Source organism: Aeromicrobium sp. CF4.19, assembly GCF_051262555.1.
Taxonomy (GTDB): domain Bacteria; phylum Actinomycetota; class Actinomycetes; order Propionibacteriales; family Nocardioidaceae; genus Aeromicrobium.
This window is the reverse complement of record NZ_JBIMEU010000001.1, coordinates 698,181-719,765: the sequence shown is the minus strand read 5'-3', so window position 1 is coordinate 719,765 and position 21,585 is coordinate 698,181. Positions and strand designations below refer to the sequence as shown.

Annotated in this window: 22 protein-coding genes and 1 tRNA gene; 18 read left to right on the top strand and 5 right to left on the bottom strand. The window is 69.8% G+C overall.

Going from position 1 to position 21,585, the window contains the following annotated elements; genetic code table 11:
- Nucleotides 1–11 precede the first annotated feature (11 nt).
- A complete protein-coding gene (locus ACHAAC_RS03570) occupies nt 12–1,217 on the top strand; it encodes an NAD(P)/FAD-dependent oxidoreductase (RefSeq protein ID WP_435714556.1) in 1,206 nt (401 codons plus the stop codon).
- Nucleotides 1,218–1,226: 9 nt separating this feature from the next.
- Here ACHAAC_RS03570 and ACHAAC_RS03565 read toward each other — a convergent pair whose 3' ends face one another.
- Nucleotides 1,227–2,027, bottom strand: coding sequence for an SDR family NAD(P)-dependent oxidoreductase (locus tag ACHAAC_RS03565; RefSeq protein ID WP_435714555.1), 801 nt, complete (start codon nt 2,025–2,027; stop codon nt 1,227–1,229).
- Between the two features lie 150 nt (nt 2,028–2,177).
- On the opposite strand from ACHAAC_RS03565, the gene ACHAAC_RS03560 reads away from it, so the two are divergent.
- Together ACHAAC_RS03560 and ACHAAC_RS03555 are read left to right on the top strand one after the other, a co-directional pair.
- Nucleotides 2,178–2,954, top strand: a complete 777-nt coding sequence (locus ACHAAC_RS03560; protein ID WP_435714554.1) for an alpha/beta fold hydrolase — start codon at nt 2,178–2,180, stop codon at nt 2,952–2,954.
- A 33-nt stretch (nt 2,955–2,987) separates the two neighbouring features.
- On the top strand, nt 2,988–3,383 hold the full coding sequence (locus ACHAAC_RS03555) for a MerR family transcriptional regulator (protein ID WP_435714553.1): 396 nt from the start codon (nt 2,988–2,990) through the stop codon (nt 3,381–3,383).
- Between the two features lie 22 nt (nt 3,384–3,405).
- On the opposite strand, the gene ACHAAC_RS03550 is transcribed toward ACHAAC_RS03555, so the two are convergent.
- Nucleotides 3,406–4,911 (bottom strand): SulP family inorganic anion transporter, encoded by a 1,506-nt coding sequence (locus tag ACHAAC_RS03550; protein ID WP_435714552.1) that lies wholly within the window; start codon nt 4,909–4,911, stop codon nt 3,406–3,408.
- A gap of 334 nt (nt 4,912–5,245) precedes the next feature.
- Between ACHAAC_RS03550 and ACHAAC_RS03545 the strand changes: the two genes are divergently transcribed.
- Nucleotides 5,246–5,716, top strand: coding sequence for a hemerythrin domain-containing protein (locus tag ACHAAC_RS03545; RefSeq protein WP_435714551.1), 471 nt, complete (start codon nt 5,246–5,248; stop codon nt 5,714–5,716).
- A gap of 52 nt (nt 5,717–5,768) precedes the next feature.
- On the top strand, nt 5,769–7,349 hold the full coding sequence (locus ACHAAC_RS03540) for a peptide chain release factor 3 (RefSeq protein ID WP_435714550.1): 1,581 nt from the start codon (nt 5,769–5,771) through the stop codon (nt 7,347–7,349).
- Nucleotide 7,350: 1 nt separating this feature from the next.
- Here the strand turns inward: ACHAAC_RS03540 and ACHAAC_RS03535 are convergent, their stop codons facing one another.
- Nucleotides 7,351–7,707 (bottom strand): ArsR/SmtB family transcription factor, encoded by a 357-nt coding sequence (locus ACHAAC_RS03535; protein WP_435714549.1) that lies wholly within the window; start codon nt 7,705–7,707, stop codon nt 7,351–7,353.
- 109 nt (nt 7,708–7,816) lie between these two features.
- Between ACHAAC_RS03535 and arsB the strand changes: the two genes are divergently transcribed.
- Genes arsB through ACHAAC_RS03510 form a run of 5 tightly spaced genes read left to right on the top strand, consistent with a single transcriptional unit; the run spans nt 7,817 to nt 12,620 of the window.
- A complete protein-coding gene (gene arsB / locus ACHAAC_RS03530; protein WP_435714548.1) occupies nt 7,817–8,914 on the top strand; it encodes an ACR3 family arsenite efflux transporter in 1,098 nt (365 codons plus the stop codon).
- Nucleotides 8,911–9,531: a three-helix bundle dimerization domain-containing protein gene (locus ACHAAC_RS03525; protein WP_435714547.1), complete on the top strand. Its 621-nt coding sequence runs from the start codon at nt 8,911–8,913 to the stop codon at nt 9,529–9,531. Before arsB ends, ACHAAC_RS03525 begins: the two co-directional genes overlap by 4 nt.
- A gap of 17 nt (nt 9,532–9,548) precedes the next feature.
- Nucleotides 9,549–9,968, top strand: coding sequence for an arsenate reductase ArsC (locus tag ACHAAC_RS03520; protein ID WP_435714546.1), 420 nt, complete (start codon nt 9,549–9,551; stop codon nt 9,966–9,968).
- 3 nt (nt 9,969–9,971) lie between these two features.
- Complete coding sequence (locus ACHAAC_RS03515) at nt 9,972–11,315, top strand: FAD-dependent oxidoreductase (RefSeq protein WP_435714545.1); 1,344 nt, start codon at nt 9,972–9,974, stop codon at nt 11,313–11,315.
- Between the two features lie 42 nt (nt 11,316–11,357).
- A complete protein-coding gene (locus ACHAAC_RS03510) occupies nt 11,358–12,620 on the top strand; it encodes an APC family permease (RefSeq protein WP_435714544.1) in 1,263 nt (420 codons plus the stop codon).
- On the opposite strand, the gene ACHAAC_RS03505 is transcribed toward ACHAAC_RS03510, so the two are convergent.
- Nucleotides 12,604–13,455, bottom strand: coding sequence for a hypothetical protein (locus tag ACHAAC_RS03505; protein WP_435714543.1), 852 nt, complete (start codon nt 13,453–13,455; stop codon nt 12,604–12,606). The genes ACHAAC_RS03510 and ACHAAC_RS03505 overlap by 17 nt on opposite strands.
- A gap of 305 nt (nt 13,456–13,760) precedes the next feature.
- Between ACHAAC_RS03505 and ACHAAC_RS03500 the strand changes: the two genes are divergently transcribed.
- Nucleotides 13,761–15,377: a DUF262 domain-containing protein gene (locus ACHAAC_RS03500; RefSeq protein ID WP_435714542.1), complete on the top strand. Its 1,617-nt coding sequence runs from the start codon at nt 13,761–13,763 to the stop codon at nt 15,375–15,377.
- Nucleotides 15,374–16,609 carry a type II toxin-antitoxin system HipA family toxin gene (locus ACHAAC_RS03495; protein ID WP_435714541.1) on the top strand — a complete coding sequence of 412 codons (1,236 nt, stop codon included), beginning with the start codon at nt 15,374–15,376 and terminating at the stop codon, nt 16,607–16,609. The genes ACHAAC_RS03500 and ACHAAC_RS03495 overlap by 4 nt, the downstream gene beginning before the upstream one ends.
- Nucleotides 16,610–16,793: 184 nt before the next feature.
- Here ACHAAC_RS03495 and ACHAAC_RS03490 read toward each other — a convergent pair.
- A tRNA-Gly gene (locus ACHAAC_RS03490) sits at nt 16,794–16,867 on the bottom strand.
- Nucleotides 16,868–16,958: 91 nt separating this feature from the next.
- Here ACHAAC_RS03490 and dcd point away from each other — a divergent pair.
- From dcd to ACHAAC_RS03460, 6 genes are all read left to right on the top strand, one after another.
- On the top strand, nt 16,959–17,534 hold the full coding sequence (dcd, locus tag ACHAAC_RS03485) for a dCTP deaminase (protein WP_435714540.1): 576 nt from the start codon (nt 16,959–16,961) through the stop codon (nt 17,532–17,534).
- Complete coding sequence (locus ACHAAC_RS03480; protein WP_435714539.1) at nt 17,534–18,451, top strand: pseudouridine-5'-phosphate glycosidase; 918 nt, start codon at nt 17,534–17,536, stop codon at nt 18,449–18,451. The genes dcd and ACHAAC_RS03480 overlap by 1 nt, the downstream gene beginning before the upstream one ends.
- Nucleotides 18,448–19,365, top strand: a complete 918-nt coding sequence (locus ACHAAC_RS03475) for a carbohydrate kinase family protein (RefSeq protein WP_435714538.1) — start codon at nt 18,448–18,450, stop codon at nt 19,363–19,365. Before ACHAAC_RS03480 ends, ACHAAC_RS03475 begins: the two co-directional genes overlap by 4 nt.
- Nucleotides 19,362–19,892, top strand: a complete 531-nt coding sequence (locus ACHAAC_RS03470; protein ID WP_435714537.1) for a hypothetical protein — start codon at nt 19,362–19,364, stop codon at nt 19,890–19,892. Before ACHAAC_RS03475 ends, ACHAAC_RS03470 begins: the two co-directional genes overlap by 4 nt.
- An 18-nt stretch (nt 19,893–19,910) precedes the next feature.
- A complete protein-coding gene (locus ACHAAC_RS03465; protein WP_435714775.1) occupies nt 19,911–20,108 on the top strand; it encodes a matrixin family metalloprotease in 198 nt (65 codons plus the stop codon).
- A 70-nt stretch (nt 20,109–20,178) separates the two neighbouring features.
- Nucleotides 20,179–21,582, top strand: a complete 1,404-nt coding sequence (locus tag ACHAAC_RS03460; protein WP_435714536.1) for a GntP family permease — start codon at nt 20,179–20,181, stop codon at nt 21,580–21,582.
- Nucleotides 21,583–21,585 lie beyond the last annotated feature (3 nt).

Genomic DNA, 21,585 nt, shown 5'->3' with positions numbered 1-21,585 from the left:
ACGCTGGAGGAATGAGTGACCAGACGACGTACGTGATCATCGGTGCCGGCATGACGGGCGATGCCGCGGCCAAGGGCATCCGGGCCGTGGACGAGTCGGCGGACATCGTGCTCGTCGGTGAGGAGCCGACGTCGCCCGTGCCCCGGCCGGCGCTGTCCAAGAAGCTCTGGACCGACCCGGACTTCACGCTCGAGGACGCCGACCTGCACACCGCCGAGGAGTCAGGTGCCCGGCTCGTGCTCGACGCCCGGGTCGACGGGCTCGACCTCGAGGACCGCGTCGTGACGACGTCGGACGGTCAGCGCTTCCCCTACGACCGGCTGCTCATCGCCACCGGAGGCCACCCGACCCGTGTCGAGGGCCTGGAGCCCGGCGACCGCGTCGTGTACTTCCGGACCTTGACGGACTACCACCAGCTGCGACGGCTCTCGCGCTCCGCGCCGTACGTCGCCGTCGTCGGCGGTGGCTTCATCGGCACCGAGATCGCCGCGGCCCTCGTGCAGAACGGCTGCACGGTCTCGCTGCACCACCCGGAGCGGACGCTCAACGCCTCGAAGTTCCCGGCGCCGATCGCGGCGGCGTACGAGCAGCGGTTCCTCGACGCGGGCGTGGACGTGCAGGGTGGCTCGACCGTGGAGCGCGGCGAGGACCGTGACGACCGGGTGCGGCTGACACTCGACGACGGCTCGACGCTGGACGCCGATGCCGTCGTCGTCGGGCTCGGCATCGAGCCGGCCGGCGACCTCGCAGCGGCCGCCGGCCTGCAGATGGCCGAGGACGGCGGGATCGTCGTCGACGAGCGGCTGGCCACGAGCGCGCCGGGCGTCTGGGCAGCCGGGGACGTCGCGCAGTACCCCGACGTGCGCCTGGGCCGCAGCCGTGTCGAGCACGTCGACAACGCCACCACGATGGGCGACGTCGTGGGCCGGATCATGGCCGGCGACGACCAGGTCTACGACCACACGCCCTACTTCTACTCCGCCGTCCTCGGCGTGCGCTTCGAGGCCGTGGGCACGCTCGACTCGAGCCTGGAGACGGTGATCGACGAGCGCGACTCGGGCTCCAGCGTCGTGCTGTACCTCGACGACGGTGCCGTGGCCGGCGTGCTGCTGTGGGACGCGGAGGAGGAGGGCGGCGAGGATGCCCGGGACGCCGCGCGGGCGCTCATCGGTGAGCAGGGCGACGCCGCGGAGCTGGCTGCGCGGATCCCCCAGTAGCCGCGCGGCTCAGATCGTCGCGACGGAGCCGGAGTCGACCCGGTACTCCGAGCCGTTGACGAAGCTGGCGCGCTCCGAGCACAGGAACGTGACCACGGCAGCCGCCTCCTCGGGCTCGCCGCGACGTCCCAGCTCCATGAACGGACGCTCCTCGGCCAGGAACGACTCGACGGCCTCGTCGAAGGTGACACCGAGCTCGTCGGCCCGCTTGGTCATCATCGCGTCGGTCATCGGGGTGCGGATGAAGGCCGGCGAGACGCAGTTGACCAGGAGTCCCTCGGAGGCGTAGCTGCGGGAGAGCCCCTTGGCGAAGGACAGCACCCCGGCCTTGGCCGCGCAGTACGGGAGCTCGTCGTCGTAGGGCTGGGTCGCGTCCTCCGACGTCAGGTAGACGATGCGACCCCAGCCGCCCTCGCGCAGCGCGCCGATGAACGCGCGGGTCACCCGCACGGGGGCGAGCAGGTCGGTGGTCAACGTGTCCACCCAGCCCCGGTCGTCGATCTCGTGGAACATGCCCTGGGCCCCGGTCACGCCGGCGCCGTGGACGAGGATGTCGATGGAGCCGACGGCAGCGCGCACGTCCTGCTCCAGCTGCTCGACGGCCTCCAGGGTGTCGAGGTCGGCGGCCACCTGGTGCAGCGCGCCCTCGGGAGCCCGGAGCGTCGCCGCCGACTCGGCCAGGGCGTCGGCCTCCTTGTCGCTGACCACGACGGTGACGCTCTCGTCCAGCAGCATCTGGGCCGTGTGCCAGCCGATGCCGGAGTCCGCCCCCGTCACGAGTGCGGTGCGTCCGGCGATGCCGAGGTCCATGGGTGTCCTCCCGATCGGGTGCGCGGGTGACGGGTCGTCGCCGCAGCTCTCAGTGAACGGGGCGTCTGCCGGTTCCGCATCTCGGCGGCGTGGCCGTGCGAGCCCGCTCCGGCCGGGCGACGATGGTGCTCCACGGAGGAGGGGAGCGGCATGGGCCTGGCTCGGCACGACCACGGCGGTGACGGACCGCCGCTCGTGCTGCTGCACGCGTTCCCGCTGGACGGCACGACGTGGCGTCGTCTCGTGTCGCCGGCCCGACGGGCCTGGCGACCGATCTCGGTCGACCTGCCGGGCCTGGGCGGCAGTCCCGTGCCGGCCGACGCTCCGTCGATGTCGGTGGTGGCGGACCTGGTGCTCGACGTGCTGGACGACCTGGGCCTGGACCGGGTGACGGTGTTCGGGGTCTCGACCGGCGGGTACGTCGCCCTGCAGCTGGCCGAGTCCGCGCCCGAGCGGCTCGCGGCTCTCGTGCTGGGCAGCACCACGACGCGCACGGGAGCCCCCGACGATCCGGACGGCCGGCGCCGTGACGCCGACGAGCTCGAGGCCTCCGGCAGCACCGACGTCGTGGCCGCCAGCGCGCAGGAGGGTCTCGGGGCGACCGCCCGCCGCGAGCAGCCGGAGCTGGAGCGGGAGCTGACCAGCCTCATCGCGGGTGCGGACCCCCGCGGCGTCGCCTGGCTCGCCCGTGCCATCGCCTCGCGGCACGACACCACCGACGTGCTGGCCGCCTTCGACGGGCCGGTCCAGCTCGTCTTCGGCGACGAGGACCTCGCCACGCTGCCGTCCGTCGCAGCGGCCCTGCGCGCGTGCCGGCCCGACCACCTCCCCACCCGGCTCGACGTGCTGGGCGGCACCGGACACCTCGCCGCGCTGGAGCAGCCCGAACGGGTGCTCGCCACGCTCGCCTGGCTGCTCCGTCGCTAGAGTCTCCCGCACGGACTGAGGGCGGAGGACGTCGTGGACGAACGGATGAAGATCGGCGAGGTGGCCGACCGGGTCGGCCTGAGCCTGCGCACCATCCGCTTCTACGAGGAGGCCGGACTCATCACGCCGGATGCACGCAGCGCCGGTGGGTTCCGGTTGTACTCCGACGTCACGGTGGAGCGGCTCAAGCTCATCAAGGCGATGAAGCCGCTGGACTTCACCGTCGAGGAGATCGCCGGCATCCTCGTCAGCCTGGACCTGCTGGACGACGACGGGTCCTCGCAGGAGGCCCGGCGGGGGGCGGTGGAGCAGGTGGTCGCCGTCCGCGACGTCGTGGACGAGCGACTCTCCCGCCTGCTGGAGCGTGCCGAGCGGGCCCGGGAGTTCGCCTCGATGCTCGACGACGTCCGCGCCCGGCACGACGACTGACCGTCACCGCGCCGGGGATGCGTCAGTGCCCGGCGCCCAGGTGGCCGGCGAGACGGCGATGGCGGTCCAGGCTCGAGTCGTTCAGACCACGGATGTCGACCGACGTGCCCTTGGCGGCGTACTTGGTCTCGATGGCGTCGAGCGCGGCGACGGTGGAGGCGTCCCAGATGTGTGACTCGGACATGTCGATGACGACGCGGTCCGGGTCGCCGGCGTAGTCGAACTGGTAGACGAGGTCGTTGCTGGAGGCGAAGAACAGCTCGCCCACCACCTTGTAGACGCGGACTCCGGGGTCGGGCTGGTCGACCACCACGACCTCGCTGAAGTGTGCGACGCGTCGGGCGAACATGACCATCGCGACGATCACGCCGACGATCACGCCGATGGCGAGGTTGTGCGTCACGACCACGACGGCGACGGTCGAGACCATCACGAACGTCTCGCTCTTGGGCATCCTGCGCAGGGTCGACGGGTGGATGCTGTGCCAGTCGAAGGTCGACACGGCGACGACGATCATCACGGCCACGAGGGCGGCCATGGGGATGATGGCGACCAGGTCGCCCATGCCGACCACGAGCACGAGCAGGAAGACGCCGGCCAGGAAGGTCGAGATCCGGGTGCGGGCGCCGGAGGCCTTCACGTTGATCATCGTCTGGCCGATCATCGCGCAGCCACCCATGCCGCCGAAGAAGCCGGTGACGACGTTCGCGATGCCCTGGCCGCGGGCCTCGCGGGACTTGTCGGAGTGGGTGTCGGTGATGTCGTCGACGAGCTTGGCCGTCATGAGCGACTCCATCAACCCGACGAGCGCCAGGCCGAGGGCGTACGGAGCGATGATCTGCAGCGTCGCCAACGTGGGCGGGACGTCGGGGATCAGGAGGAACGGCAGGCTGTCGGGCAGCTTGCCCTCGTCGCCGACGTCGGGGACCGTCAGGGCGAAGGCCACGGTGACGGCGGTCAGCACGATGAGCGCCACGAGGGGTGCCGGGACGGTCCTGGTGAGTCTCGGCAGCGCGACCATGATCGCCAGGCCGGCGCCGATCATCGGGTAGACCAGCCACGGCACGTCGACCATGTGCGGGACCTGGGCGAGGAAGATGAGGATCGCCAAGGAGTTGACGAAGCCGACCATCACCGAACGTGGGATGAACCGCATCAGCTTGGCGACGCCGAGCAGGGCGAGGACGAGCTGCATGATCCCGCCGAGGACCACGGTGGCGAGCAGGTAGTCGAGTCCGTGCTCGCGGGCCACGGGGGCGACGACCAGGGCGACCGCGCCCGTGGCGGCGGAGATCATCGCGGGCCGACCGCCGGTGAAGGCGATGGTCACGGCCATCGTGAAGGAGGCGAAGAGCCCGACACGGGGATCGACGCCGGCGATGATCGAGAAGGCGATCGCCTCGGGGATGAGGGCGATGGCGACGACGAGCCCGGCGAGCACCTCCGTGCGCAGGATGCGGGGTGAGCGCAGGGCGGAGCGGACGCTGTCCGTGGAGTCGGCCTCCCGGGGGCGAGCGGGAGAGGGCATGAGGCTCCGTTCGAGCAAGCAGGAGAAGAAGGGGTTCGTGGCGCACGAGCCGGTCGGGAGCGGGGCAGGGCCACGCCGGCATGGACGAGCCGCGAGGCGGCTGGTTGCCCGGTGCCGGATGCGTGATCCGGGGCCTCGCGGCGCACACTGCACTCTACCGTAGGGTGAGGGTTGGGTCCACCTCGGCAGCGTCGTTCCGGAGTGAGGGTGGTGAAGGTCACCTGACCGAGGGGGATAGTCTGACGGCAACGTCGCGTGCCGGTGGCAGACCGTGCCAGGCATGGAGGCGCCGGACGGAAGGAGTCGACCATGACGTCGTCCCCTTCGTTCTCGCGTGACTGAGCGCGAGACGACCAGGCTGACGGCCTGGAGCAGCGAGCTCCGCAGGGTGCACCAGCGCCTGCGCGAGGCGCTGGAGGTGACCCGTGCGTCGCTGCGCGACGGTGATCTGGGCGAGAGTGCCACTCGGGACCTGCTGCTGTACTGCCACGGGTTCTGCACTGCGCTGGACGCGCACCACCGGGGCGAGGACCGAACCCTTTTCCCGGCGATCGAGGCCGCTCATCCGGAGCTGGCGCCGGTGCTGCGCTCGCTGCAGCAGGACCACTCGATGATCGACCACCTGCTGCAGGGGCTGGCCGACGCCGTCGAGCGCTCGGCCACGCCGGCGGAGCTCGACCGGCACCTGGAGGGCATCGCTGCGATCATGGAGAGCCACTTCCGCTTCGAGGAGCGCCAGCTGCTCACGGTGCTGGAGACGCTCGAGCTGACGGCGAGCCCGCCGACCGTCCTGGGACCGTTGTGACCGGCGCGGGCGCGGGGACGGGACCACTCTCCAGCAACGTTAGGGTCGAGGAATGGACATCGTGCGAGAGGCCCGCAGGCGGCGGACGTTCGCCATCATCTCGCACCCCGACGCCGGCAAGTCGACGCTGACCGAGGCGCTTGCGCTGCACACGCAGATGATCGGCGAGGCCGGCGTCACGCACGGCAAGGCCGGGCGTCGTGCCACCGTCTCGGACTGGATGGAGATGGAGAAGGCACGCGGCATCTCCATCTCGTCCACGGCGCTGCAGATGGAGTACGGCGACCACGTCATCAACGTCGTGGACACGCCCGGTCACGCCGACTTCTCCGAGGACACCTACCGCGTGCTCGCCGCCGTCGACGTGGCGGTCATGGTGCTGGACGCCGCCAAGGGCCTGGAGCCGCAGACGCTGAAGCTCTTCGACGTCTGCCGACGCAGCGGCATCCCGGTGATCACCGTCGTCAACAAGTGGGACCGCCCGGGCCTGGACCCGTTGGAGCTGCTGGACCAGGTGCAGCAGCGGCTCGGCATCGTGCCGACGCCGGTGACGTGGCCGATCGGCATCGCCGGTGACTTCAAGGGCGCGCTCGACCGCCGCACCGGCCGCACCCTGCTCTACGAGCGCACTGCCGGTGGCGCCACGGTCGCAGGGGAGCGTGTGCTCGAGGACGACGAGGCCCGCGAGCTGATGGGGGTGGACTGGCAGGACGCCGTCGAGGGCGCGGAGCTGCTCGAGGCCGACGACCTCGTCCACGACCAGGAGACGTTCCTCGCCGGAGCCACCAGCCCGGTCCTGTTCGCGGCCAGCCTGCTGAACTTCGGCGTCGCGCAGCTGCTCGAGGTCCTGGTGGACATCGCGCCACCGGCGGCGGCCCGGCCTGATGTGACCGGCGAGCCCCGACCGGTGGACGCACCCTTCAGTGCGTACGTCTTCAAGGTGCAGGCCGGGATGGACAAGGCGCACCGCGACCACGTCGCGTTCGCCCGGATCTGCTCCGGGGTCTTCGAGCGCGGCGAGGTCGTGGAGCGCGCCGCCACCAGCAAGCCCTTCGCCACGAAGTACGCCCAGAGCATGTTCGGCCGGGACCGCACGACGGCCGACCTCGCCCTGCCCGGCGACATCATCGGACTGGTCAACGCGTCAGGACTGCGGATCGGTGACACCCTGCGCGCGCCCGGGGAGAAGGTCGAGTTCCCTGCCGTGACCAAGTTCGCTCCCGAGCACTTCGCCGCCGTCCGCTCGGTCGACACGGGACGCTACAAGCAGTTCCGCCGCGGCATCGAGCAGCTGGACGCCGAGGGCGTCGTGCAGGTGCTCCGCTCGGAGCTCCGGGGTGACCAGGCGCCGGTCCTGGCAGCCGTCGGCCCGATGCAGTTCGAGGTCGTGCAGGACCGTCTGCTGCACGAGTTCAAGGCCGAGACGCGGTTGGAGTCGCTGCCCTACTCGTTGGCGCGCGAGCTGGCGAGCGCGGACCGGCCGGTGCTCGCCGGGCTGTCGGGCGTCGAGACCTTCGAGCGCAGCGACGGCGTCGCGCTGGCGCTGTTCACCGACAAGTGGCGGCTCCGCTCGGTCGAGCGGGCGAACCCGGACCTCGAGCTCGGGGTCCTGGCCGCCGACGTCGAGCTGTGAGTCAGCTCGGCGTGCCCAGGGCCGCGGCGAGCTCGTCGAGGGCGCCGGGGACGAGCGCGTAGAAGGACCAGGTGCCCCGACGGGTGCGGGTGACCAGGCCGGCGTCGACGAGGACCTTCAGGTGGTGCGAGACCGTGCCCTGGGTGAGGCCGATCGGCTCGGTGAGGTCGCACACGCACGCCTCGTGCTCCTGCTGCGCGGCGATGATCGAGAGCAGCCGCAGCCGGGTCGGGTCGCCGAGTGCCTTGAAGCGCCCGGCCAGGCTGCCGGCGGCCTCGCCGTCCATGCCGCCGCCTGGACCACCGCTTGGGCCGGTGACGCAGCAGGCGAGATCGGCGGTGGGCAGCGAGGCGGTCATGGGGCCAGTATGCCCGACGCATTGACAACTGTCGATGAATGCGGTTCGCTTCTTGCATCGACGTTCGTCGATGAACATGGACGCGAGATGAACACGATCGAGGAGACACGTGAGCGACGTCGTGCACGAGGCCCCACGCGGCGGACCCGATGACGCGGTGGTGGCGAGGCTGTCCCGCCTGGACCGGTTCCTGCCGGTCTGGATCCTGCTGGCGATGGCCCTGGGCCTGCTGCTCGGCCGGGTCTGGCCCCAGCTCGTCGAGTCGCTGGACTCCTTCACCGTCGGCTCGGTCTCCGTGCCGATCGCCATCGGACTGCTGGTGATGATGTACCCGGTCCTGGCCAAGGTCCGCTACAGCGAGACCGCTCGCGTGACCGGCGACCGACGCCTCCTCGGTGCATCGCTGGCGCTCAACTGGATCGTCGGCCCGGCCCTGATGTTCGCCCTGGCCTGGCTGCTCGTGCCGGACCTGCCGGAGTACCGGACCGGGCTGATCATCGTCGGGCTCGCCCGCTGCATCGCGATGGTGCTGATCTGGAACGACCTCGCCTGCGGCGACCGTGAGGCTGCCGCCGTGCTGGTGGCCATCAACTCCGTCTTCCAGGTCTTCGCCTTCGCCGCTCTCGGCTGGTTCTACCTGCAGACCCTGCCGGGCTGGCTGGGCCTGGAGACCACGAGCGCTGAGTTCTCCCTCTGGGCCATCACGGCCAGCGTCCTGGTCTTCCTCGGCATCCCGCTGCTGGCCGGCTTCCTGACCCGGGTCATCGGCGAGCGCGTCAAGGGCCGGGAGTGGTACGAGGAGACGTTCCTGCCGCGGCTGGGCCCGTGGGCGCTCTACGGCCTGCTGTTCACGATCGTCCTGCTGTTCGCGCTGCAGGGCGAGGCGATCACCAGCAACCCGCTGGACGTCGTGCGGATCGCCATCCCGCTGCTGGCCTACTTCGCCATCACCTTCGCCCTGGGCATGGTGCTGGGACGACAGCTCCGGCTGGGCTACGCCAAGAGCGCCACGTTGGCGTTCACCGCCGCCGGCAACAACTTCGAGCTGGCGATCGCCGTCGCCATCGGCACGTTCGGCATCACGTCCGGACAGGCCTTGGCCGGCGTCGTCGGACCGCTCATCGAGGTCCCGGTCCTGGTGGGCCTGGTCTACGTGGCCCTGTGGGCCCGCAAGTTCTTCCCCTCTGCGCAAGGAGCTTCCACATGACCACTTCTTCGTCTCCCGTGGACACGGCACGGCTCCTGGAGGAGCTGAGCTATGACTTCGACGGCGTCTTCACCACCGACGAGGTCGCCGACGCCGTCGACCGCGCCTCCCGGGCGCTAGAGCCCACGGCTACGGTGACCACCTATCTGCCCGTGCTGGTCAAGCGCTACGCCTCCGAGCTGCTCGTTGCGTCGGCACAGGCCGACGGCAGGACGGCGAAGTTCGTGCCGGAGCTGCTGTTCGTGTGCGTGCACAACGCGGGTCGCTCGCAGATCGCCGCCGCCCTGGCCGCGCACCTCGCGCCCGGCAAGGTGCACGTCCGCTCCGCGGGGTCCAGGCCGACCGGGGAGATCAACCCCGTCGTGGTCGAGGCCCTCGCCGAGCGCGGCATCGAGCTCACCGAGGCGTACCCGAAGCCGCTGGCCGACACGGTCGTCCGCGCCGCTGACGTGATCGTCACGATGGGCTGCGGCGACGAGTGCCCGTACTTCCCCGGCAAGCGCTACGAGGACTGGCAGGTCGCCGACCCCGACGGAGCCTCGTTGGAGGCCGTGCGCGACATCCGCGACGACATCCAGACCCGCATCACCGCGCTGCTGCGCGACCTCGACCTCTGAGAACCGAAGGAGTCACCATGAGCGTGTCCCGACCCACCGTCCTGTTCGTCTGCGTGCACAACGCCGGCCGGTCCCAGATGGCCGCGGGCTTCCTGCGCGAGCTGTCCGCCGGCAGCGTCGAGGTCCTCTCGGCGGGATCGATGCCCGGCGACCAGGTGAACCCCGTCGCCGTCGAGGCGATGGCCGAGCTCGGCATCGACATCGCCGGAGAGCAGCCCAAGAAGCTCTCCGAGGACGCCGTGCGCGTCTCCGACGTCGTCATCACGATGGGCTGCGGCGACGAGTGCCCGTTCTTCCCCGGCAAGCGCTACGAGGACTGGGAGCTGACCGACCCCGCCGGACAGGGGCTGGACGTCGTGCGCGAGGTGCGCGACGAGGTTCGAGCGCGGGTCGAGAAGCTGCTCGCCTCGCTCGACGTCCCGGCGACGGAGGGCTGAACCATGGCAGCGGATGTGGCGAACCTTCCGGTCGTGGTCATCGGGGCCGGGCCCATCGGGCTGGCCGCCGCGGCGCACCTGCGGGAACGAGGTCTGGATGTCGTCGTGCTGGAACGTGGTGCCACGGCGGGCGCCGCTGTGCGGGAGTGGTCGCACGTCAGGCTGTTCTCGCCGTGGTCGGAGGTCGTGGATCCGGCGGCACGGCGACTGCTGGAGTCGCGCGACTGGGACGCCCCCAAGCCCGCGCGTTATCCCACGGGCGGCGACTGGGCCGAGCAGTACCTGCAGCCGCTGGCCGACGCGCTCGGCGTCGTGCGGTACGGCCACGAGGTCACCGGCGTCGCCCGCCTCGGCCGGGACCTGGTGGTGGACTCCGGGCGGGAGTCCTCGGCGTTCACGGTGCACGTGCGCAGCGCGTCGGGTGAGGAGCGCATCGCCGCCCGCGCCGTCCTGGACGCGTCCGGCACCTGGGCCGGCGTCAATCCACTCGGCTCGGACGGCCTGCCGGCCGCGGGGGAGCGCGCCCACGTCGACCGCATCGCCTACCGCGTTCCTGACTTCGGCGACGAGGCCGCTCGCGAGCGCTACGCCGGGCGTCACGTCGTGGTGGCCGGAACCGGCGCGTCGGCCAAGACCGCGCTCATCGCGCTCGGTCGGCTGGCCAAGGAAGAGCCCACCACCCTGGTCAGCTGGCTCGTGCGCCGCCCCAGCGCGGCCGCGGCCTTCGGCGGTGGCGAGAACGACGAGCTGTCCGAGCGCGGTGCCCTCGGCGACCAGGCCAAGGCCGTGGTCGGCGACGGCGCGGTGCGCACGTCGACCGGCTTCCGGACGGCCGCGGTGGACCGGCAGGAGGACGGCCGGCTCCGGCTGACGTCCGAGGACGGGCAGACGGTCGACGACGTCGACGAGGTGCTCGTGCTCACCGGCTTCCGCCCGGAGCTCGGCCTGCTGTCGGAGGTCCGGCTCGACCTCGACCCCGTCCTGCAGGCCCCGCGTCTGCTCGCCCCGCTCATCGACCCCAACGTGCACTCGTGCGGCACGGTCTACCCGCACGGCGTCACCGAGCTCGCCCAGCCCGAGGCAGGTCTGTACCTGCTGGGGATGAAGAGCTACGGCCGGGCGACGTCGTTCCTCGCGCTGACGGGGTTCGAGCAGGTCCGGTCCGTCGTGGCCGAGCTCGCGGGCGACCACGAGGCCGCGACGGCGGTGGAGCTGGTGCTGCCCGAGTCGGGCGTCTGCGGCGGGTCCGGTGACTTCGACGAGGCCGAGAGCGTCGGTGGCGGATGTTGCGGCGCTCCCGTCGAGGCTCCCGAGGTGCTCACGCTCGGGGTGCGGTCCGGGGTCTGAGCACTGCCATCATGGGGACATGAGCGGCAGGGGGGTGCGCGGGTGAGCGCGGAGCAACCGTCGCTGGCCCGCCGCCTGGGCACCGGCGACGCCGTGCTCATCGGGCTGGGCTCGATGATCGGTGCCGGCATCTTCTCGGCCTTCACGCCGGCCGCGGCGGCCGCCGGCTCGGGCCTGCTGATCGGCCTGGGCATCGCCGCCGTCGTGGCGTACTGCAACGCGACCGCATCGGCCCAGCTCGCCGCGCAGTACCCGACCTCGGGCGGGACGTACGTCCACGGCCGTGAGCGGCTCGGGCCGTGGTGGGGGTTCCTGGCCGGGTGGGCGTTCGTCATCGGCAAGACCGCCAGCTGTGCCGCGATGGCGTTGACGGTCGTCGCCTACGCGGTTCCCGCGGACTGGCAGCGGCCGGCCGCGGTGGTTCTCGTCGCGGCGGTGACCGCCATCGCCTATCGCGGCGTCACCCGCACGGCACGCGCGACTCGCGTCGTCGTGGCGGTGACGCTGGTGTCGCTGGCCGTGGTGGTCGTCGCCGGCCTCGTCGCCCCAGGCGCCGAGCCCGCCCGAGCCGTGCCCCGCATCGACGCCGACCTGGGCTGGTACGGGGTGCTGCAGTCCGCGGGCCTGCTGTTCTTCGCCTTCGCCGGGTACGCGCGGATCGCCACGATGGGGGAGGAGGTGCGCGACCCGGCCCGGACCATCCCCCGCGCCATCGTCGGTGCCCTCGCCCTGACTGTCCTCGTCTACGCCGCGGTCGCCGTGGCGGTCCTCGCCGCGCTCGGGCCCGCGGGGGTGGCCGGTGACCCGGCCCCGCTGGTGGCGGTGGCCGAGGCGGGCGCCGGGGACTGGGCCGGGCCCGTCGTGCGCGTCGGGGCGACGGCCGCGGCGCTGGGCGCACTGCTCGCGCTCATGGCCGGCGTCGGGCGCACGACGTTGGCGATGGCGCGAGAGGCTGACCTGCCACCGTGGCTCGCCGCCGTGCATCCGGTGCACCGCGTCCCGCACCGTGCGGAGCTGGCGCTGGGGGTGGTGGTCTGCGTCCTCGTACTGACCGTCGACCTGCGCGAGGCCATCGGCTTCTCCTCCCTCGGCGTCCTGCTCTACTACCTCGTCGCCAACCTGTCCGCGTTCACGCAGGGCAGGGAGCACCGCCGCTTCCCGCGAGTGCTGCAGGTGCTCGGCGCAGCCGGGTGCGTCGTGCTCGTGGCCACGCTGCCGCCGGGGTCGATCGTCGCTGGCCTGGCGGTGCTGGCCGTGGGCGTGGCCTACCGCGTGGCGAGGCTCGGACTCACGGGGCGAGCGTGAGCTTGTAGTGCAGCCGAACCGCTCTCATCGACCACAGCCGCAGCTCGTGATCGGTCCGCAGCACCCCCTCGGCATCGACGTAGACCAGGAACCTCTCGTGGATCGGCACTCTCGCGGCGTGGGCGCGGCCGCCCTTCTCCACGACGACGTAGGCGCCGTCCTCCCCGAAGGTCCCGGCGGGTGAGCTGAGCTCGAGCGAGCCGTCCGGCAGGGCGCGAGGCCGGAGGAAGACCTGGACGTTGCCGGCCTCCAGCGGGAAGGCCACATGGACGCCGGTCTGGTCCGAGGAAGGCAGCTGGCGGGCGGAGTAGCAGCCGCTGTAGACGTGGTCGCCCGTCGACCGAAGCGTCCGGATCCATCCGGCCGCCTGCTGCTCGCCGTCGGCATCGACGATGGGGACCACCCTGCTGTCGGTGCCGAGCGCGACGTCAAGAGGCCGGGTGGGCAACGCCAGCTGCTGGACCCGGCGACCGAAGAACCTCGTGACGAGCTCACCGCCGGGCTGGAGGAGGGGGTTCCACTGCGTCCAGATCTCCATCCGCCACTGCGAGGTGTGCTCGTAGAAGTGGCGGACCTCGGGCCTGACGTCTGACGCCGAGAAGCTCGGCCCGTCGAGCCGGGCCAGGTCGGGAAGGAGGCCGGCGCTCTCAACGTCGTGGCTCACGGAGCCTCCGAGAGCCTTGGCGGCCGCCGCCATCCAGGAGTCGCCGACGCTCGGGCCGTGGTGCATCGGGGCGGCCAGCCACTCCTCGTCCCTGTGGAGGTCCACCGGGCGGCCGGTGGCTCGCCAGAAGGTGCGGGTGGCCCGGTCCACCCACGGCATCGGTGACGTCATGGCCTCAGCCTGCCCGAGACGATCGCCCGATGCGACAAGGCTCCTACTGCCTGGGCCTGCGGCAGGTGTCAGCCGAGCAGGGCGGTGCTGTCCCGGCCAACGGAGCCGCGTCCATCCGCACACACTGAAGCAGTGTGGTCTTGCAAACGTTCTCGTCCCTACCAAATCGGATGCGACTCACGGTCAGGGGCAACCGCCTCGGCAAAACGAGCGACCGATCAACGGGTCACACGTGTGGTGACGCTCGAGCCAGATGTCGTGACTCCGTGAAAGACTGGCGACAGCAACTACTAGAAGGACACGCCATGACAGTCGCCACGTCGCCGCTCGACAGGTCAATGTCGAGTTCAACGACTTATGATATTCCGCGACTTCTCCATTTGGCATCGACCGGCGGACTGCGCGTGCCTAAGTTCCAGCGTTCGTTCGTTTGGGACGCGTCTGACGTGAGGAGCCTCTTCGACAGTATTTACAGAGGTTTCCCGGTCGGCACATTGTTGCTGTGGCGGCAAGAGGTCAAGGCCGAACGGGTGTCGTTCGGCGGCGTTGCGTTCCAAGCGCCCGCGAACAACGACGCACTGATGGTCGTTGACGGCCAACAGCGGATAACCACTCTGGTTGCGGCGCTCACGTCGGGTACGCGCGAAGTCGACGAGCGCTTTGAGGTCTACTTCGACATCGCAAAGCGCCGTTTCGTCGGGCCTAACCGAGGAATGCCACCCCCTCGATCAATTCCCGTTCGCGAGACGCTCGAGTCGCGCAGCCTCCTCGCTTGGCTCCGGGAACACGGGGACGAACTTGAGGACGGCGACCTCGAACTTGCTGACGAGTTGGGCGGAGCCCTCCGCGACTACCGCGTACCCGCCTACATCGTGGAGGGCAACGACGAACGTCTGTTGCGTGAGGTATTCGACCGTGTCAACAGTGCCGGAAAACCGATCACGAGGGCGCAGGTCTTTCATGCGCTGTTCGCGAATGAGTCGGAGCCGGGCAGCCCTGCCACCGTTGTTCAGGAGTTGGAGCGCACCGGTTTCGGCCAGGTCCCAGAGAATCGAGTCGTTCAGAGCCTGTTGGCCATGCGCGGGGGCGACGTCCAACGCGACATCCACGATGAGTTCGCTGAGGGCGAAGATCCCGCAGACTGGTACGAGCAAACTGAGCGAGCTCTCGACCAGAGCATTAGGTTCATCCAACAGGAGGGCGTGGCACATCAGTTGCTGATGCCTTCGAGTTTCCCACTGCCTGTGCTTGCTGCGTTCTTCCACTTACATCCCGAGCCGGAATCGGCCATCACTAAATTGCTGTCGAGGTGGCTGTGGCGCGGCTGGCTCCACGGCTACGGCCGCGAAGGCGGTCAGACGCCGTCCCTTCGCCGTGCTGTGCGATCCATAAATCCCAAGAAGCGCTTTCCAGATCTGGCGCCAGATGAGTTCACCGCCGTCAGTTTCTTGCTTGATCATGTACGTGATCAAGAGCTCTGGCAGCTTGGCCTTACGACCTTCCGAACGGATAACGCCAACGCACGGCTCGCTCTAATTGCTCTCGCGTCGCTCAAGCCTCTAGACCCAGAGGGCAAACCGCTAGACATTGCCCACGCTCTCCGCGAGCACGGCGTGGAAGCGATCGGCGATCTCGTTCCGAAGGCGCGGTCGAATCTAGGTGCACGCGGCTTCTGGTTACCCGACTGGCCGTTGCCATCCGGACACGAGGACCGGGCAGTGCTGATCAGCCACGCAATCACTGATGAAGCAGCGGCTCATCTCCGAAGCGGCGAACTGGACGCGTTCTTGCTTGCTCGTTCACGCTACGTTGAACAGATCACCGTGCACAAAATAAACAGTAAACTGGCAACCGGTATGAGATCGCAACCGCCGCTTTCGACTCTGCTTGTCCCGGACCCAGACCCGGACTCTGCGCGATGACGGACGATGCTTTGGTAGTGCAATTGCAGCGCCCATTGGGGGACTGGGTGGATGTCGGTCTCTTTCGAAGTCGCAACAATACTAACTGGTTTGAAGCGCTAGATGAGTACTGGGACCTCCCCCGGCGACCTGTACTTGGTCAAGTTTTCGAGGACCGTCCGAGGGAGTGGAAACCAAGCACTCGTGTTGCGCTCCCCCATTGGTTTTCACATTTGCTGCCCGAGGGACGTTTACGTCAGGCGGTCGCTTCCGCAGCAGGAGTAAGCGAGTCAACAGAACTGAGGCTCTTGGCGATCCTCGGCGCCGATGACCTGCCGGGAGCGGTTCGCGTCTTGCCGTGGGACCAAGACGTCGGGGCACATGTTCCCGAGGCGGTCCGAGAGGAGCTGGACGAAGAAGCCACGGATCCAGTGCTCAAGTTTAGCCTCGCGGGCCTACAAATGAAGTTCTCAGTCCAGAAGACTGACCGCGGATTGACAGTCCCGATTTCTGGCAGCGCGGGAAATATGATCTTGAAGCTGCCGGATGCTCGAATTGGATTTGAGGGGGTGCCCGAAGCCGAATTCGCAGCCATGAAACTCGCTGACGAGGCGGGAATTCGTACTCCGTCCGTCGAGCTGGTGGACGCCAACGTCGTCGAAGGCTTGGGGCGCTGGGGAGCGGCCACTGGGAGGTCGTCATTTGCAGTAGCACGGTTCGATCGGCTCGGCGATGACCAGCGTGTCCACGCGGAGGAGTTCGCTCAAATTTTGCACATTCCGACCGCACGCGCAGGTGTCAAGTACACGCACACCAATTTCGAGGCCGTGGCGAATGTTTCGGCTCGACTGGCAGGGGTGGAAACCGTCGGTGAGGTTATCGATCGGATCGTACTAAACGTGCTGGTGGGCAATGGTGACGCACACTTAAAGAATTGGTCGATGTTTTACCCTGATGGGATGAATCCTGCGCTCAGCCCTGTGTACGACGTGGTGCCGACGGTGCTGTATGTAGAAAACGATGACTTGGGCCTCAACCTGAACGGATCGAAAAAGTTCACCGAGGTTAATCCCAAGAGTTTTGAGCGAATGGGTGCAATCACTGAGTACGGCGCCGATGCGGCACGAGAGAGGGCGCGCGAGGCGTCCGAGCGTGTGCTTGAAGCTTGGTCTGTATTGAGTGAATTGCTACCAGAGGATCAACGAGAGAGATTGACTCGTCGACTGAGCGACCTTCCCTTAGCTAAGAGCTGAATCGGGTCCGTACCAGCGCTGCCGCGCCCAATTGCCGCGAAGAGACCTGCGACGTTGGTTTCGCAGGGAGGGCCGATGAAGGGATCCCTCGCTGGGCGGCGCCCAGAGGCGGCTTCGCCGCGGTGGGGCGCCGCGTCGGTGGGGCCCGACTCGATTCCCGTCATCGAGTCGGACGCCTGCGGCGTGGAGCCGATGACGGGAATCGAACCCGCATATCTTGCTTGGGAAGCAAGCGCTCTACCACTGAGCTACATCGGCGTGGTGGGTCCACTCTAACCACGAAGTCTCACGGCCCTGAGACAGCACCGGTTCCTGTTCCGACGAACCTCGGGCGTACTAGGGTTTGACCGTGCTTCTCTCCGATCGCGACATCCTCGCCGAGCTCGACGCCGGCAGGGTCCAGCTCGAGCCGCTCGAGCGCGAGATGATCCAGCCCTCGAGCATCGACGTCCGCCTGGACAAGTACTTCCGGATCTTCGACAACCACAAGTACCCGCACATCGACCCCGCGGCCGACCAGTCCGACCTGACCCGCACCTTCGAGGCCAGCGGTGACGAGACCTTCGTGCTCCACCCGGGTGAGTTCGTCCTCGGCTCCACCTACGAGCAGGTCACCCTCCCCGACGACATCGCCGCCCGCCTGGAGGGCAAGTCCTCGCTCGGGCGCCTCGGGCTGCTGACGCACTCCACCGCCGGATTCATCGACCCCGGGTTCTCCGGCCACGTCACGCTGGAGCTCGCCAACGTCGCCACCCTGCCGATCAAGCTCTACCCGGGCATGAAGATCGGCCAGCTGTGCTTCTTCCGGCTCAGCTCACCCGCCGACCACCCGTACGGCTCGCAGAAGTACGGCTCCCGCTACCAGGGCCAGCGCGGGCCCACCGCCTCCCGCTCCCACGCCAACTTCCACCAGACGAGCATCTGATGCCCCTGTCCGACACTCCCCTGAGCGTCAGCCACGACGTCGCCGACGCGCTCTCCTCCGGCACCCCCGTCGTCGCCCTGGAGTCGACGATCATCTCCCACGGCCTGCCGAAGTCCGAGGCGCTCGACGCAGCGCACCGCTTCGAACAGCTGCTGCGTGATCAAGGGGTCGTCCCCGCGACGGTCGCCGTGCTCGACGGCCGGATGCGGGCAGGGCTCACCGAGTCCGAGCTCGAGCGGGTGGCCACCGAGGACCTGCCCAAGCTCAGCATGCGTGACCTGCCCGTGGTCCTGGCCCGAGGGGGCAGCGGATCCACGACGGTGGCCTCGACGTCCTTCATCGCCGACCAGGCCGGCATCCGGGTCTTCGCCACCGGTGGCCTCGGCGGCGTGCACCGCGGAGCCGCGCAGAGCTTCGACGAGTCCGCCGACCTCAAGACCCTCTCCGAGGTGCCCATCACGGTCGTCTCGGCCGGGGTCAAGTCGATCCTGGACATCCCCGCGACGCTCGAGCGGCTGGAGAGCCTGGGGGTCATCGTGCTCGGGTACGGCACGGCGGAGTTCCCCGGCTTCTGGCTGTCCTCCTCGGGCCAGCCGCTGGACTGGTCGGTGCCCGACGCCGATGCCGTCGCCGCAGTGATGGAGTCACGCGAGCAGCTGGAGATGTGCGAGGGGATCATCGTCGCCAACCCCCTGCCGGTCAGCGAGCAGCTCGACCCGGAGGTGCACGACCGCGCGCTGGAGGAGGCGCTGCGGCGCGCCGGTGAGAAGCAGGTCGAGGGCAAGGACGTCACGCCGTTCCTGCTGAGCAGCATCGTGGAGCTCACGGCGGGCCGCAGCCTGGCCGTCAACCTCACGATCGTCGAGAACAACATCCGCGTGGGCGCGGAGATCGCCACGGCCTGGGCGAGGCTTTGACGCGGGTCCTGGTGCTCGGCGACCTCGTCGACGACATCAGCGTCCTGCCGCTGGAGGCCACGACGGCCGCGAGCGACACCAACGCCGAGATCCGGATGCGCCCCGGTGGGTCGGCGGCCAACGTCGCGGCGTGGCTGGGCCACCTCGGGGTGGAGGCCACGTTCGTCGGTCGTGCCGGCGTGGACGGCGTGCAGCGCCACGTGGACGCCCTCGTCGGGCACGGGGTGCGCGCGCTCGTGGCCGGGGACCCGGACCTTCCGACCGCCACGATCGTGCTGCAGCTGGACGCGTCAGGCGAGCGGACGATGTTCGTCGATCGCGGCGCCAACGCCAACCTCGCGCCCGCCGACGTCCCGGCCGAGGCCTGGGACGACGTCGACTGGTTGCACCTGACCGGGTACAGCTACTTCGACGCCGGAACCCGCCCCGTGGCCCAGGCCGTCGTCGCCGAGGCGCGGGAGCGCGGGATCGGAGTGAGCATCGACCCCAGCACCGTCTCCTTCCTCCGTGCGTGCGGTGGCGCGACCTTCCTGGAGTGGGTCGAGGGCGCCGACCTGCTCCTGCCCAACCTGGAGGAGGCGCGGGTGCTGGTCGAGTCCCGCGGACCCCACGTCGACCTCGACGCCCTCGCCTCCCGCTTCGGAGCCGTGGTGGTCACGCTCGGCCCGATGGGTGCCGCCTTCGTCGCGCGAGGGGCCGACGGCGAACCGGTGCGCGAGCAGGTGACGGCCCCGCGGACCGAGGTGGTGGACACCACCGGCGCGGGCGACGCCTTCGCTGCGGGGTTCCTCGCCTCGTGGATCGGCGATGAGCAGGAACGGGACGTCCACGCGGCCCTGGAGTCCGGTCGCGCCGCCGCTGAACGGTGCATCACCCGGATCGGGGCCCGCCCACCCGGCACACTGTCGAGGTGACGACCCGCACCGCCCCGCGACGGGCCAGACGCCGCGCCGTCATCGCGGTCAGCGTCTTCCTCGTGGTCCTGGGCGGCCTGATGGCGAAGATCGTCCTGGACCCCGAGAGCACCGGGGTCGTCGTCACGGCCGATCCCTCGGCCGTCGCCGACCCCTCCGACGTTCAGACAGGGCCTGACGGCGGCCAGTTCGCGTTCCTGCAGACCCAGGCCGACTCCGAGCAGCCGGTCACCTACGACCCCTGCGTCCCGATCCGCGTCGTGGTGAACACCCGCACCGGCCCGGACGACGCGGAGGCCGTGACGGCGTCAGCGCTGGAGGACCTGGCCGAGCTGACCGGGCTGACCTTCCGTCTCGAGGGCACCACGACGGATCCGCCCGAGCAGGACTGGGTGCCGGAGCGCGAGGGCGACGACTGGGAGCCCGTGCAGGTCTCGTGGACCGACCCGGGCGAGTTCGTGGAGCTGGAGGCGTCCGTCGCCGGCCTGGCAGGCAGCGCGTGGAGCGAGGAGGACGACCACCGCTGATACACCACCGGACGGGTGATGCTGGATGGCCCGCAGCTGGCCTCGCTCGACTCCGAGCGCTCGCGGGCGGTGCTCCTGCACGAGCTCGCCCACCTCGTCGGGCTCGACCACGTCGACGACACCGACGAGCTCATGTACCCCACGAGCGGACCGCTGGAGTGGGGGCCGGGCGACCTGGCCGGGCTGGAGGCGCTCGGCGAGGGTCGCTGCGCCTGAGGCACGCCACTACAGTGGCCCGGGTCACGCGACGGCACCCCGCACCGCCGCCCGTCCCCGGGAGAGCCCCATGGATCTCGTCCTCGTCCTGCTCGGCGTCGTCGCACTGATCGTCGTCGCCACCACGTGGCTCAAGCTGCACCCGTTCCTGGCGCTGCTGATCGCGGCCCTGGTCGCCGGCTTCGGCCTGGGCCTGCCCGGTGGGGACGTGGTCACCACGGCCACCGAGGGCTTCGGCGCGATCCTCGGTGGGATCGGCATCGTCATCGTCCTCGGCACCATCATCGGGGTCATCCTGGAGCGCAGCGGCGCGGCGGTCACGATGGCCGACGTCGTCATCAGGGTCGTGGGCAAGCGCCACCCGACGCTGGCCGTCTCGATCATCGGCTACATCGTCTCCATCCCGGTGTTCTGCGACTCCGGCTACGTCATCCTCAACTCGCTCAAGGAGTCGCTCGCCCGCCGCACGGGGACCTCGCCGGTGGCGATGTCGGTGGCGCTGGCCACCGGCCTGTATGCCACCCACACCCTCGTCCCGCCGACGCCCGGGCCCATCGCGGCGGCAGGCAACCTGGACCTCACCGACCAGCTGGGCCTGGTGATCCTCGTCGGGCTCGTCGTCTCCCTGCCGGCAGCAGGAGCCGGCCTGCTGTGGGCCAGTCGCTTCCGTGAGGAGCAGCCCCGGGGCGAGGTCAGCGACGCCCTGCTGGAGGCCACCGAGGAGTTCGACGCGCTGAAGGACAGCTACGACCGTCTCCCGAGCCCCGCCGCGGCACTCGCGCCCATCGCTGTCCCGATCCTGCTCATCTGCCTGGGCTCGGTGGCGGCGCTCCCGGCCGCTCCGTTCGGCGACGGAGCGGTCGTCGACGTGCTCGCCTTCCTCGGCTCGCCCGCCATCGCGCTGCTCGCCGGCGTGGCGGCGGCACTTCCGCTCATCGGCTCCCGGGCGCGCGTCAGCACGGCGGCCAGCACCGGTGCGGGCAGCCCGGACTCCTGGCGTGACCGCTTCCAGACCGACGTCGCCGGGGGCATCACGGCCAGCGCACCGATCCTGCTCATCACCGGGGCCGGCGGCGCCTTCGGGGCGGTCATCCAGGCCAGCGACGTCGGCGACTACCTCGGCAGCAACCTCTCCTCGCTGGGCATCGGGGTCTTCATGCCGTTCCTCGTCGCCGCGGCGCTGAAGTCCGCGCAGGGCTCCTCCACGGTCGCGCTCGTGGCGACCTCGGCCCTCGTCGCACCGCTCGTGGGCGACCTCGGGCTCGACTCCGACCTGGGCCGCGTGCTCGTCGTGATGGCGATCGGTGCGGGCGGGATGACCGTCTCCCACGCCAACGACAGCTTCTTCTGGGTCGTCACGCAGTTCTCCCGCATGAGCGTGGCCCAGGCCTACCGCGCCCAGACGGTGGCCACCCTGCTGCAGGGCGTCACCGCGATCCTCGTGACCTGGGTGCTCGCCCTGCTGCTGGTGTGAGGA